The organism is Chenggangzhangella methanolivorans (assembly GCF_019797865.1).
Taxonomy (GTDB): domain Bacteria; phylum Pseudomonadota; class Alphaproteobacteria; order Rhizobiales; family Methylopilaceae; genus Methylopila; species Methylopila methanolivorans.
The window spans coordinates 2,916,822-2,930,561 of record NZ_CP081869.1; the positions used below are offsets into that span (position 1 = coordinate 2,916,822).

A 13,740-nucleotide genomic window follows, 5' to 3' on the forward strand; every position below is an offset into this window, starting at 1 on the left:
TTCATGGCGCGGCCGGCGCGACGCGCGGTCCTTCGCCGCATTTGCGGCGAAAGCCGCTTCTCAGATGCCGGAGCCGAGATCGACGAAGTCGCGCAGCAGCGACCGCTGTCCCGCCCGCCCGAGGCCGTCGGCGAGGAAGTGGCTCTGCGCCGAGATCTCCGGGACGGCCGTGATCTCCCACCATTCCGGCCGGGTGAGCGGGCCCATGGCGAACAGCCAGTCGGAGGGGGTTGAGTATTTGTCGACGAGCGCGCAGCCGACCGTCTTGACCCCGAGCCCGAGCTCGTCGGGCGTCAGCAGGCCGCGCTCCTTCAGCTTCATGAAGGCCGGGGCGTTGAGGTCGTCGAAGGACGAGCGCGGGCCCGTGCAGTTGATGATGGTGGCGACCTCAAGCTCCACGAGATCGCGGCTCCCGCGCGGGCGCACGGTCACGAGCGCGCCGGCGGGGGAGCGCCTCAGCCCCTCGATGCGGCCGGCGCGGATCTCGAGATTGGCCCCGAGCAGCGCGTCGATCTGGACCGCGACGGCGTTCGCCATGCGATGGCGGCGCACGTCCCAGATGGTGCGGCAGTGGCGCAGGAAGCGCTGGCGGTCGGTCTGACTCCACGACATCCAGACGCTCGCGAGGCTCGGCCGGATCGCGTCGATCACGCGCTGCCACGGCACGCCCTTCTGCGCCGCTTCGGCTGCCTCGCGCCTCAGCTTCCGAAAAGCCTGGCGGGGCGGCAGCGGGCCGGCCTCGAAGGCGTTCGGCCATTGCCCGCCATGGACATGTCGGCCCGGCAGGAGCCCGTGGCGAGACAGTGCGATGATCGGGCCGGTATGCCCGTTGCGCGTCAGCCGCAGCGCGACGTCGACCATTGTGAGGCCGGTCCCGATCAGGAGGATCGGGTCCGTGCTCGCCGGCAGGCGGTCGCGGTGCAGGTCCCAAGGGTCGGGAATGAAGACCGGCGAGTCGAGCACGCCCTCGTCTCTGAATCGGGGCGTCTTGGGCGGCAGGTTGCCGGTCGCCAGCACCACATGGGTGCCGCGGATCACGCGGCCGTCCTGCATCAGCACGTAAGGTCCGTCGTCGCGGCCGATCTCGACGACGTCGCCGCGCACGCGCTTCAGCCGCCCCGAAACCGTCTCGGCCTCGGCGATCGACGACACGTAGTCGCCGAAGGAGCGGCGGGTGACGAAGCTGTCGCGCTCGCCGCCGTCATGGGTGTTGATTTCTTCCGGCCGGTTCTCGCGCAGCCAGCTTTCGAAGGTCGGCGCGAGGCCGAGCTCCATGCGGAACAGCGGCACGTTGAGCATGTGGCCGGGGTCGCAGGCCCCGTAGGCGACGCCCCGCCCAAGCGCTGCGGCCTTCTCGATCACCGTCACCCGGTTGTTCGGATCCTCGATGGCGCGCAGCGCGAGCAGCGATCCGCTGAGCCCGCCTCCGACGATCACGATGCTTCGCTGGTGAGCGTCTTCCGAAGCCATGGCGCCTTCCAAAACGACAGAATCGATAGACAAGGCGCCGTTGGCGCCGCGTCCGCCTTGTTAAGCCGCAATGGCGGCTTTCTCCATGCGCTCGTTTGCAATTGTCCGGCCATGCGCGAGCGGCCGGACGTCGCGGCGGGCGGCCGCCGTTCCTGTGAAGCGCGGATGGATCGGTGACTGGTGGAAGAGAGTGGGAGTCGAACCCACCAAAGACCGCATCCGCGGCCCCTCCCGGTTTTGAAGACCGGACGCCCCACCGGGGAACGTTTCTCCTCCGTCCGGCGGCAAACTATCGATCCGCGATCCCATGGGGAAGTCGCGGGGCCGTGAACGCGGAAGCGCAGAAACCGTTCTCCCGCGCCATTGACATACGCGACGTATGTTCCGACATCGCCGACATACGAAACGTAGCTATGCGCGGCCGAGGTCGGCCGCGACGACGTCATGGAGAGAAATCAGATGAGCACGCAAGACGCCACGCCCCCCGCCGGCATGCAGGCGCTTTACGAGAAGTTCCGATATTCGGGCGCGACCCGGGCCGGCGACCTGCTGTTCGTCTCCGGGCAGGTGGGAGCCCGCGACGACGGAACGCCCGAGCCCGACTTCGAAAAGCAGGTGCGGCTCGCCTTCGACACGCTGATCGCGACGCTGAAGGCCGAAGGCGCGAGCTTCGACGACATCGTCGACCTCACCACCTACCACATCGATCCGGAGGCCCAGCTGGAAACGGTCGTCAAGGTCCGCGAAACGGTGATCGGCAAACGGCCGCCGAACTGGACCGCGGTCGGCGTGACCTGGCTCGCGGGCTTCGACTTCGAGCTCAAGGTCGTGGCCAGGATCCCGCAGGGCGCGTGAAGCCGGGCTTTTGGGGACGCTTTGGCTCCGCTCAGCCGTCATCCCGGGCCTGACCCGGGATCCAGAACCGACGCCGCGGCGGGAGTCTGGACCAGCCGTCCCGGTTCTGGATCCCGGCTCTTCGGCCGGGATGACGCGCGGAGGTTCGGGCGGGTCGTCGGGCGGCGGGCGCTGCGGCCGGCTCATACTCAGCCGTCATCCCGGGCCTGACCCGGGATCCAGAACCGACGCCGTGGCGGGAGTCAGGACCCGGCCGTTCCGGCTCTGGATCCCGGCTCTCCGGCCGGGATGACGGGCGGAGGTTCGGGCGGGTGGTTCGGGCGGGTCGTCAGGAGGCGGGCGCTGCGGCCGGCTCCAGCTCAGCCGTCATCCCGGGCTTGACCCGGGATCCAGAACCGACGCCGCGTCGGGAGTCTGGACCAGTTGTTCCGGTTCTGGTTCCCGGCTCTTCGGCCGGGATGACGGGCGGAGGTTCGGGCGGGTCGTCAGGAGGCGGGCGCTGCGGCCGGCTCCAGCTCAGCCGTCATCCCGGGCTTGACCCGGGATCCAGAACCGACGCCGCGGCGGGAGTCTGGACCAGCCGTGCCGGTTCTGGATCCCGGCTCTCCGGCCGGGATGACGCGCGGTGGCTCGCTCGCGACAACAGTAAGATAGCGACGGCTCACGCCGTCGCGTGCTCGACCGGCTTCACGTCGACCGAATGGCTCGTGGTCTGCGACCCCGCGGTCATCACCGTGCCGTCGATCGGCGCGACGTCGGCGTAGTCGCGGCCGACCGCGACCGTGATGTGGTCGTCGATCGCGAGCATGGCGTTGGTCGGGTCGAAGCCGACCCAGCCGACCTGCGGCCCGAGCCAGGCCGTGACCCAGGCGTGCATCGCGTCGGCGCCTTCGAGCCGCGGCTTGCCCGGCGGCGGCACGGTGCGCAGGAAACCGCTGACATAGGCGGCCGGCACGCCGACGGCGCGCAGGCCCGCGATCATGACATGGGCGAAGTCCTGGCAGACGCCCTCGCGCTTGGCGAAGGCCTCCTCCACCGGCGTGTCCACCTTGGTCGCGCCGGGGGCGTAGTCGAACTCGTCCTTGATCTGCGCCGCGAGCTCGAACACCGCCTCGCCGGCGGGACGCCCGTCCGCCATCGCGTCGCGCGCATAGTCGGCGAAGGGCGCGGAGATCCGCACCCGGCGGCTGTCGCCGAGGAAATGCATCGGCCCGGCGCCGCTGACGTCCCGCGAGGCCCGGGCGAGCGCCGTCAGTTCTCCGAGCGCAGGGGTGCGGCCGAGATCGGGGCGCGGCCGCTCCACCTCGACCTGGGTCGACATCCGCACCTCAAGCGCCTCGTGAGCCGGCAAAATGAGGAGGTGGTCGAGCGCGTTGCCGAAGAAGTCCCGGTCGCGGATCTGTTCGTCGGGGCGCGGCTCGACGACGAGCTTGACCGGGCCCGGGCGCTGGCCGGGCTCCAGCCGCGGGCGCACGCGCAGGATATGGCGCGCGTCGTTCACAGGCTCGGCGTAGTCATAGGCGATGACGAGCGAGAGGTCGTAGATCATTCGGCCTCCGCGCCTTCGCCGGAGGCGAGCGGGGCGGCGCCGAAATAGCGCTGGCCGAGAAGATCCGAGATGTCGCCGAGATCGGTCGCGACGCGCAGCAGGAAGGCCTCGTTGACCTCGGACGCGTCTCCGGTCGCGAGCCGCACCTGAAGGCGCGCGATGCGGCGCGACACCGTCGCGAGCGTCTCGCCGCGGCGGATGCCCGGCAGCTCGTCCAGAACGCTCTTCAGCCCGTTGACCTGGAACGCGACCGAGCGCGGATTGAAAGGGTCGAGCACCGTGAGGTCGATCACAGTCTCGCGCGACAGATGCACCGAATAGCGCCGGCGATAGGTGATGCGGCTGTCGGCGAATTCGAGCAGCGCCTCGAGCCCGCCCTCCGGGATCTTGGCGAAGGCGGCCGCGACCTGCGCCGAGACCTGCCCCCGCTCGAGCAGCCGCCCGGCCTGCAGGAAGCGCCAGCCGGTGAAGTGGTACATGTTCTCGTGCACGAGGCCGGCGAAGCCCGAAAGCCGCGTCAGCGCCTGGCTCGCGACGTCGACGAGGTCGCCGGGCTCGCGCAGGCGGATGTGGCTCTCGATCAGGTCCACGACCTCGCGCAGCGCCCGCCAGCCGTCCGGCGAGAACCGGTCGCGGATGCGCGAGGCGGTGGCGAAGGCCATGCGCGAGGCCTTCAGCAGCGTCGTCGCCGGATCGGCGACCGCGGCCTCGACGTCGAGGCCGGTCAGGAGTTCGCCGATCTCGGCCTCGAGCGTTCCGCGCCGTTCGCCTTCGGCGAGCCGCGAGGCGTAGAGGCGCACGAGCCGCGTCGCGCATTCGGCGCGTTCGACGTAGCGGCCGAGCCAGAACAGGTTGTCGGCCGCGCGCGAGGGCGGCGCGCTCGGCAGGCGCCGCGAGAAATTGCGCTGCTCGCTGAAGAGCAGCGTGACGGGCTTCTCGTTCTTCTCCGACGGCACCCAGACGTCGACCGAATGCCCGCCCGACTGCATCGCGACGGCGAGCGGATCGGTCGAGGTGGAGACGCGCGCGAAGCCGCCCGGCATCACCCGCCAGCCGGACGCGTCGCGGGCGAGATAGACCCGCACCGTCACCGGGCGCGGCGTGAGCTTGCCGTCGACGAACACCGGCGCGGTCGAGAGCGCGACGATCTCCTGGCCGACGACGTCGACGCCGTCGCCGTCGAGATCCTCGATCAGCCGCGCCGAGGCCGAGGCGCGGATGCCGAGATCAAGCGGGCGGCGGCGCTCCTCGGCGTTGGGCGACTGCGGGAAGGCGCGCGCGAGCGACAGCTCGTCGCGATGTTCGGAGACATAGGCGCGCTCGGCCTCCTGCCCGCACCACCAGGTGGCGACCGTCGGCAGCTTCAGCTCCTCGCCGAGCAGCGCGCGGGCGAGCGGGGCTGGAAGGCGAGCAGGGCGCGGGTCTCGAGCAGGCCCGAACCCAGCGCGTTGACCATCTCGACCGAGCCTTCGCGCACCGCGCGGGCGAGGCCCGCCGTGCCGATGCGCGATCCGGCGTGGAGCTCGAGCGGGTCGGCGAAGTCGCCGTCGAGGCGACGCCACAGCACGTGGATGGGCTTGGCCCCGTCGACCGTGCGCACCACCACCTGCCCGCCATGGACCGCGAGGTCCCCGCCCTCGAGCAGCAGGAAGCCGAGATAGCGGGCGAGATAGGCGTGCTCGAAATAGGTCTCGTTGTGGGGGCCGGGCGTCAGCACGCCGACGCGCGCGCCCTTGCCGTCGTCGAGCGCGTTCAGCGTCTCGCGAAACTGCTGGAAGAAACCCGCGAGCCGCTGGACCTTGAGGTCGCGGATGAGGTCCGGGAAGGCGCGCGAGGTCGCGACCCGGTTCTCGAGCGCGAAGCCCGCGCCCGAGGGCGCCTGGGTGCGGTCGCCCAGCACCCACCAGCGCCCGTCAGGCCCGCGGCCGATATCGACCGCGATGAAGCGGATCAGCGGACGTCCCGACCGGCCCTGGTCGGCGATCGGGCGCAAAAACTCCGGATTGCGGCCGAGCACGGCGGGCGGCAGCACGCCGTCGCGCACGAGGCGGCGCTCGCCATAGAGGTCCGCGATCAGCTTTTCGAGGAAGACCGCGCGCTGGGTGAGCCCCGCGACGAGGTCGGCCCATTCGCGCCGCTCGATGATGAGCGGCGGGAAGGCGAGGGGCCAGGAGCGAGTCTGCTCGCCGGGCTCCTGTCCGCCATAGACGCGATAGTAGACGCCGGCCTCGCGCAGATATTGCGCGGCGCTGCCGAAGCGGCGCGCGCGTTCGGGTTCGCCGAGGCCGCCGAGCGCCGAAACCAGCTCGCGATAATGCGGGCGCACCTGGCCGTCCGGCCCGAGCATCTCGTCGATGACGCCTTCGGGCGGGCGATAGCCGTCGAGAAGCCCGGCGCGCGGGGCCTCGGTCCTGGCCGTTCCCTTGGCGGCCTCCTTGGCCGCTTCTTTGGCCGCCTTGCCGTCGATCGACAGAATGCTCACCGCCCGATGCGCTCCCCCGAAGCGCGCGTTCCGCTCGCGCGCATCATTGCGCCGTTTCGCGCGGTTTGACGATGGGCGAGACGCCGCGGCGCCGCTCTAATGTTTCTCCGCAGTAAAAAAGAGACGGTGGAAGTTTCCCTCCCCTGGGACAGGGGAGGGAGTCGCGCGCCCTATCCCAGTCCTGCCGGCCGCCTGAGGTCCAGCGTGAACGGCAGGCTCGGGTCGGGCGTCTCGCGGATCGGCTCGAAGGCGCCGGGCGTGTGGCCGATGTCCTCGAAGCGCGCGAGGCGTCGCGCTTCCGCCTCGTTGGCGTTGACCGGAAACGTCTCGTAATTGCGCCCGCCCGGATGCGCGACATGATAGACGCAGCCGCCGAGCGAGCGCTTGGACCAGCGATCGTAGATGTCGAAGGTGAGCGGCGCATGCACCGGGATCGTCGGATGCAGGCCCGACGCCGGCTGCCACGCCTTGAAGCGCACGCCCGCCACCATCTCGCCGCCGACGTCCGTCGGCGTCAGCGGGACCGCGCGGCCGTTGCAGACCACGACATGGCGGGACGGATCGCCGTTCGTCAGCTTCACCTGAAGGCGTTCGACGGAGGAGTCCACGAAGCGCACCGTGCCGCCGATCGCGCCGGTCTCGCCCATGACGTGCCAGGGCTCGAGCGCCTGCCGAAGCTCGAGCGTCACGCCCTCGCGCTCGATCCGGCCGCAGAACGGGAAGCGGAACTCCGACTGCGCCTCGAACCATTCGGGCCGCAGCGGATAGCCCGAGCGCCCGAGATCGGCGAGCACGTCGAGGAAGTCGGCCCACACGAAGGCCGGCAGCATGAAGCGGTCGTGCAGCCGCGTGCCCCAGCGCACGAAGCCGCCCGTCGCGGGCTCCTTCCAGAACTTCGCGATCAGCGCGCGGATGAGGAGCTGCTGCGCGAGGCTCATGCGCGGATCCGGCGGCATCTCGAAGCCGCGGAACTCGACGAGGCCGAGCCGGCCCGTGGGCCCGTCCGGCGAATAGAGCTTGTCGATGCAGATTTCCGAGCGGTGGGTGTTGCCCGTGACGTCGATCAGCAGGTTGCGGAACAGCCGGTCGACGAGCCATGCGGGCGTCGACCAGCCGTCGGACGGCGAGGGCACGTTCGCCATCGCGATCTCGAGCTCGTAGAGCCCGTCGTGGCGCGCCTCGTCGACGCGCGGCGCCTGGCTGGTCGGCCCGATGAACATGCCGGAGAAGAGATAAGACAGCGACGGGTGCCGCTGCCAGTGCAGGATCAGCGACTTCAGCAGGTCGGGCCGGCGCAGGAACGGCGAGTCGAGCGGCGTCGCGCCGCCCACGACCACGTGGTTGCCGCCGCCGGTGCCCACATGCTTGCCGTCGACCATGAACTTGTCGGCGCCGAGCCGCGACTGGCGCGCGTCCTCATAGACGCCCGAGGTGATGTCGACGGCCTCCGCCCAGGAGGCGGCCGGATGGACGTTGACCTCGATCACGCCGGGATCGGGCGCGACGCGGATCACGTTGATGCGCGGATCATGCGGGGGCGCATAGCCCTCGATGTGGATCGGGACGCCGAGCGTCTCGGCCGCGTCCTCGATCGCGGTCAACAGGTCGAGATAGGCCTCGATCGACTCCATCGGCGGGATGAACACCGCGAGCTTGCCGTCGCGCGGCTCGATCGAGATCGCGGTGCGGACGAAGCCCGCGATCTCGACGCCGAGCGAGGCGGCGTCCCCGGCCGCGGTCGCCGCGCCCGCGATCGGCGAGGCGGTCGGCCCCGCGACGCTGCGCTGGCGGTGGGCGAGCGCGATCGCCTCGGGGGTAGGGAGCGGCTCGTATTCGCGCACGGGATCGATCGGCGCGAAGAACGGGAACTGCGAGGAGCTGAGATAGGGCAGGGAGCCGAGCGGCAGGCGGTAGCCGAGCGCGCTGTCGCCGGGCGTCAGGAACAGCTTGCCGCGGCGCGTCGACCAGCGCTCGGAGATCCAGCGGATTCCCTGCGCCTGCCAGGCCTGGACCGGCAGCACGAAGCCGGTCGGAGCGTTGAGGCCGCGGTCGAACACCTTGGCGATGCGCGCCCGCTCTTCGGCGTCCGCGAGTTTGGGGTTGCTGGGATCGACGTTTTCGGGGAGCTGCGCCTCGCGGGCGAGCCAGTAGGACGGATCCTCATAGGCGGCGGACGCGTTCTCGGCCGGCACGCCGAGCGGGCCGCGATGTCCTTGGTGATCGCTTCGGCGGCCGCGATGTCGGCCTTGGCGGAGCATTTTTCCCGCGCGATCAGGTCCGGGTTCTTCCAGATCGGGCGGCCGTCCTTGCGCCAGTAGAGCGAGAAGGTCCAGCGCGGCAGCGTCTCGCCCGGGTACCACTTGCCCTGCCCGTAATGCAGGAAGCCGCCGGGCGCGAAGCGGTCGCGCAGGCGCCGGATCATGTCGTCGGCGAGCGCGCGCTTCGCCGGCCCGACCGCGTCGGCGTTCCATTCGGGTGACTGGAAGTCGTCGATCGACACGAAGGTCGGCTCGCCGCCCATGGTGAGGCGGACGTCATTGGCGCGGAGCTCCTCGTCGACTTTTTCGCCCAGCGCGTCGAGCGCGTCCCAGCTTTCGTCCGAGAACGGAAAGGAGACCCGCGGCCGCTCGGCGATGCGGGAGACGCCCATGTCGAACGCGAAGTCGACCTCGGCGAAGCTCGCGGCTCCCGAGATCGGGGCCGCGGAGCGGTAGTGCGGGGTCGCCGCGAGCGGCACATGGCTTTCGCCGGTGAGCAGGCCCGATGTCGGGTCGAGGCCGATCCAGCCCGCGCCGGGAAGATAGACCTCCGCCCAGGCGTGGAGGTCGCAGAAGTCGTGGTCGGTGCCCGCCGGCCCGTCGATCGCGACGAGGTCGGGCTTGAGCTGGATCAGGTAGCCGGAGACGAACCGCGCCGCGAAGCCGAGGCGCCGCATGGTCTGCACCATAAGCCAGGACGAGTCGCGGCAGGAGCCGGAGCCGATCGACAGCGTCTCCTGCGGCGTCTGCACGCCCGGCTCCATCCGGATCGTGTAGCGCACGAGATTGGCGACGTGGCGGTTGAGGCCGACGAGGAAGTTGACCGTGCCCTTCTCGGAGCGGTCGATCGCCTCGAAGAAGGCGTCGAAGTCCGGCCCGAAGGCTTCGACCTCGAGATAGGGCGCAAGGTCCGACTTCAGCTCCGCCTCATAGGCGAAGGGCCACTCCGACGCGCTCTCCTCCACGAAGAAGTCGAACGGGTTGTAGACCGTCATGTCGGCGAGGAGGTCGACCTCGATCTTGAACTCGCGCACCGGCTCGGGAAACACGAAGCGGGCGAGGTAGTTGCCGAACGGATCCTGCTGCCAGTTGATGAAGTGCTCCGCCGGCGAGACCTTCAGCGAGAAGGACGGGACCTTCGTGCGCGAATGCGGCGCCGGCCGCAGGCGGACGATCTGGGGTCCGAGGAAGACCGGGCGGTCGTACTTGTAGTGCGTGACGTGGCGAAGCGCGGCGAGGATCGACATCTGGCTCTGGGGAAACCTTCTTTGATCGAGGGCGCGGTGAGCTTACGCCGTGGCGGCGGGGCGACAAGCGCCGAGATTGGCGAAAAGACAGGCGCCGGACGTGGAACGAAAGGCGGGCTGGAGCATTCAGCGGGTCGAAACGGCGCTGGGCGCCTTACGGGGAAACCGCTCAAATGAAACTGTTCGCCTGCCCGCATTGCAGCCAGGTGGTGTTCTTCGAGAACGTCGTCTGCGAGCGCTGCAACCATGCGCTCGGCTACGAGCCGACCTCCAACACGATGCTCGCGCTCGAGAAGTCCGACGACGGCGCCTGGCGCTCGGTCGGCGAGCGGTCGGACGGGGCCTCCTGGCTCTATTGCTCGAACTACGCCTTCGGGGTCTGCAATGGCTGACGCCGGCCTCGGGCGGCGAGCAGATGTGCCTCTGCTGCCGGCACAATCTCGTGGTGCCGGACACCTCCGACGCCGCCAATGTCGAGCTCTGGCGCAAGATGGAGGTGGCCAAGCGCCGCCTGTTTTACACGCTGATCAAGCTCGGCCTGCCGCTCCAGACCCGCGACGAGCACCCCGAAGGCCTCGGCTTCCAGTTCCTGAGCGACAGCCCCGCCACCGGCGACCACCATGTGATGACCGGCCATGACGACGGCCTCATCACCATCGCGCTGGTCGAGGCCGACGACGCCGAACGCGAAAAGCGCCGCACCTCGATGGGCGAGCCCTACCGCACATTGCTCGGCCATTTCCGTCACGAGGTCGGTCACTGGTACTGGGACCGCCTGGTGCGCGACGGCGGCGCGCTCGACCAGTGCCGCCAGACCTTCGGGGACGATTCCCAGGACTATGGCGAGGCGCTCAAGACCCATTACGCCAATGGCCCGAAACCCGGCTGGCAGAACGAGTTCGTCTCGCATTACGCCGCCTCCCACGCCTGGGAGGACTTCGCCGAGACCTGGGCGCACTACCTCCACATCACCGACACGCTCGACACCGCGGGCGCGTGGGGCTTCCGCGTCAATCCCAAGGTCGACCGCGAGGACGTGCTGACCGCCAAGGTCAATTTCGACGCCTATGGGGCCGACACCCCGATGGCGCAGATCGCCGATTCCTGGCTCGCTTTGTCCTCGGCGCTGAATTCGCTCAACCGCTCGATGGGCGCGCCGGACCCCTATCCCTTCGTGCTCGCCGAGCCTGTGATCCAGAAGCTCGGCTTCGTGCACGACCTCGTGCACGGCGGGTGGGCGACGCGACCGCGCATTGAGCGCGCCGAGTCCCTCCGCCGCTCGTCTCCCTCCCCTCTGCGGGGGAGGGAGACGAGCGGGCCTCATCAATGCGGCTACAGGGGGCTTCCCACCGGCCTCAACTCGGGCCACCTTGTCCAATGATCACCCGGCCGAAGACGCGGCGCGTGTGCGTAAGAAGACCGGCGTCCGGCCCGCCCGATAGGAGGAGGCCCCGCATGTCGACGATCGACGAGGTACCCCTGCCCGAAGCGACCTTCGGCGAACGCGTGACGCGCCTTCTCGGCGTGGTCGCCGGCGACCCGACGGCCCGCGCCGAACTCGACATGCGCGGGTGATCGACGAGCTGAAGGCGCTCGGCGCCGAGCCGATCGAGGATCTCACCCCCGAGGAGGCCCGCAGCCAGCCCTCGCCCGCCGACGCCGTCTCCCTCGCTGATGGCGAGATACGGGATTTCGGATCCCGACGAGGAGGTGCGCACGCGCGAGCTGCGCTATCCGGGCGCCGACGGCGAACTTGCGGCCCGGCTCTATACGCCCGCCGGCGTCGCCTCCGGTCCTCTGCCCCTCGTCGTCTATTATCCCGGCGGCGGCTGGGTGCTGTCGGACCTCGACGACTATGACGCCAGCGCCCGCGCGATCGCCTCGCGGACAGGCGCGCTGGTGCTTGCGGTCGAGACCCGCCGCGCGCCCGAACACAAGTTTCCCGCCGCCCATGACGACGCGGTCGCGGCCTATCGTTGGGCGCTCGAGAAAGCCGAGGAGCTCGGCGCCTCGCCCGGCCAGATCGCGGTCGCGGGCGAAAGCGCGGGCGGCAACCTCGCGATCAACGTCGCGATCGCGGCGCGGGACCGGGAGATGACGCCGCCGGTCCATCTCACGCTCATCTATCCGCTCGCTGGCGTCGATCTGACCACCCCCTCGTTCCGGACGAACGAATTCGCGCGGCCCGTCAACAAGGCGATGATCGGCTGGTATCTCGGCCATGCGCTTCTGGGCGTCGACCAGAAAGAGGACCCGCGCCTCGATCTCGTCGGCCACGCCGATCTGTCCGGCCTGCCCCCGATCACCCTGCTCACCGCCGAGATCGATCCGCTGCGCTCGGAAGGCCACGAGCTCGCCGACAAGCTGCGGTCCTCGGGCGTCGCGGTGAACGCGGTCGACTTCGAGGGCGTCAGCCACGGCTTCTTCGGCATGGGCGCGATCGTGCGCCACGCCCGCTCGGCGCAGGAGCTCGTCGCAAGCGACCTCCGCTCGGCCTTTGGCTTCGAAGAGCGCGGCGCGCGCCGGCCGCGCTCTCTAGCGGCCCGGGAAACCGACCATGGAGGTCCGGACTCGCTGCTGCGTGGTCGGCGGCGGGCCCGCGGGCCTGATGCTCTCGCTGCTCCTGGCGCGAGCCGGCGTCGAGGTGATGGCGCTCGAGAAGCACGCGGATTTCCTGCGCGATTTCCGCGGCGACACCATCCACCCCCGACTATGGACGCGCTCTCCGATCTCGGCCTCCTGGAGCGTTTCCTCGAGCTGCCGCATCAGGAGGTCGAGACCTTTCTCGGCGATCGTCGAGGACCAGATCTTCCAGGTGGCCGACTTCCGCCGCCTGAAGACGAAGAAGCGCTTCATCGCGCTCATGCCGCAGTGGGACTTTCTCGACTTCCTCGCCGGCGAGGCCGCGCGCCTGCCGAATTTCACGCTGTTCCGGAGAGCGCAGGCCACCGAGCTTCTGAGAGACGACGCCGGCCGCGTCACGGGCGTCGAAGCCCAGACGCCCGAAGGTCCGCTCCGTGTCGAGGCGGATCTCGTGGTCGGGGCGGACGGACGGCATTCGACCATCCGGAAGGCCGCGGGATTCGAGGTCGAGACGCTCGGCGCGCCGATGGACGTGATGTGGTTCCGCGTTTCGCGCGCGCCCGGCGACGGCGCGGCGACCGCAGGGCGGTTCAGCTCCGAGGGCCTCTTCATCGCGATCAACCGCGGCGACTACTGGCAATGCGCGCTCGTTATCCCGAAGGGCGGGGGCGAGGCGGTGAAGGCCGAGGGAATCGAGGCCTTTCGCGCGCGGATCGGTCGGCTCGGGCCGTTCCCCCCGGAGCGGGCGCAGGAGATCGAGAGCTTCGATCAGACCAGCCTGCTGTCGGTCGCGGTCGATCGTCTCGACCGCTGGCACGCCCCGGGCCTGCTCGTCATCGGCGACGCCGCCCATGCGATGTCGCCGATCGGCGGCGTCGGCGTGAACGTCGCGATCCAGGACGCGATCGCGACCGCCAATCTGCTGGCCGAAGCGCTGCGCCGAGGGCCCGTCGACGAGGCGGCGCTCGCGCGCGTGCAGGCGCGACGGATGCCGGCCGTGCGGGTCACGCAGGCGATGCAGCTCATGATGCAGAACAACGTCGTCGCCCCGACGCTCGCGAGCCGCACGAAGCTGACGCCGCCGCTTCCGCTCCGCCTGCTCGACCGCTTCCGATCCTGCAGGGCCTTCCCGCGCGGCTCATCGGCGTGGGCGTGCGGCCGGAGCGGGTCCGCTCGCCTCTCGCGTAAGGGGGCTCTGAAAGTGCGACGCGGTCTTGCGCGCGCAAGCCGTCTTGCCCGGCCGCCGCCGGGCATCCACGACCTGGCGCCTCATTCTAAAATCGCCGCGCTCTAGCC

Annotated in this window: 5 protein-coding genes, 1 tRNA gene and 4 pseudogenes; 4 read left to right on the plus strand and 6 right to left on the minus strand. The window is 70.1% G+C overall.

What is annotated here, in order from left to right:
- Window positions 1-60: 60 nt before the first annotated feature.
- Window positions 61-1,470, minus strand: a complete 1,410-nt coding sequence (locus K6K41_RS15320; protein WP_261401245.1) for an FAD/NAD(P)-binding protein — start codon at window positions 1,468-1,470, stop codon at window positions 61-63.
- A 178-nt stretch (window positions 1,471-1,648) separates the two neighbouring features.
- Window positions 1,649-1,746, minus strand: a tRNA-Sec gene (locus K6K41_RS15325).
- Between the two features lie 183 nt (window positions 1,747-1,929).
- Between K6K41_RS15325 and K6K41_RS15330 the strand changes: the two genes are divergently transcribed.
- Window positions 1,930-2,325, plus strand: a complete 396-nt coding sequence (locus K6K41_RS15330; RefSeq protein WP_261401246.1) for a RidA family protein — start codon at window positions 1,930-1,932, stop codon at window positions 2,323-2,325.
- A gap of 661 nt (window positions 2,326-2,986) precedes the next feature.
- Here K6K41_RS15330 and K6K41_RS15335 read toward each other — a convergent pair.
- From K6K41_RS15335 to K6K41_RS15345, 4 genes and pseudogenes are all read right to left on the minus strand, one after another.
- Entirely contained in the window at window positions 2,987-3,874 is an 888-nt protein-coding gene (locus K6K41_RS15335) for a transglutaminase family protein (protein ID WP_261401247.1), read from the minus strand.
- Window positions 3,871-4,917 (minus strand): alpha-E domain-containing protein, encoded by a 1,047-nt coding sequence (locus K6K41_RS29535; RefSeq protein ID WP_315855227.1) that lies wholly within the window; start codon window positions 4,915-4,917, stop codon window positions 3,871-3,873. Before K6K41_RS29535 ends, K6K41_RS15335 begins: the two co-directional genes overlap by 4 nt.
- Before the next feature lie 33 nt (window positions 4,918-4,950).
- Window positions 4,951-6,221 (minus strand): annotated as a pseudogene (locus tag K6K41_RS29540) (circularly permuted type 2 ATP-grasp protein); the annotation flags it as partial.
- Between the two features lie 305 nt (window positions 6,222-6,526).
- Window positions 6,527-9,861: pseudogene (locus tag K6K41_RS15345) on the minus strand (transglutaminase family protein).
- Window positions 9,862-10,034: 173 nt separating this feature from the next.
- Between K6K41_RS15345 and K6K41_RS15350 the strand changes: the two are divergent.
- The 3 genes and pseudogenes from K6K41_RS15350 to K6K41_RS15360 all read left to right on the plus strand — a co-directional run bounded on the left by K6K41_RS15350 (window position 10,035) and on the right by K6K41_RS15360 (window position 13,738).
- A pseudogene (locus K6K41_RS15350) lies at window positions 10,035-11,242 on the plus strand (zinc-binding metallopeptidase family protein).
- Window positions 11,243-11,535: 293 nt separating this feature from the next.
- Window positions 11,536-12,228: pseudogene (locus K6K41_RS15355) on the plus strand (alpha/beta hydrolase); the annotation flags it as partial.
- A 190-nt stretch (window positions 12,229-12,418) separates the two neighbouring features.
- Window positions 12,419-13,738, plus strand: coding sequence for an FAD-dependent oxidoreductase (locus K6K41_RS15360; protein ID WP_261401248.1), 1,320 nt, complete (start codon window positions 12,419-12,421; stop codon window positions 13,736-13,738).
- The last annotated feature ends 2 nt before the right edge of the window (window positions 13,739-13,740 follow it).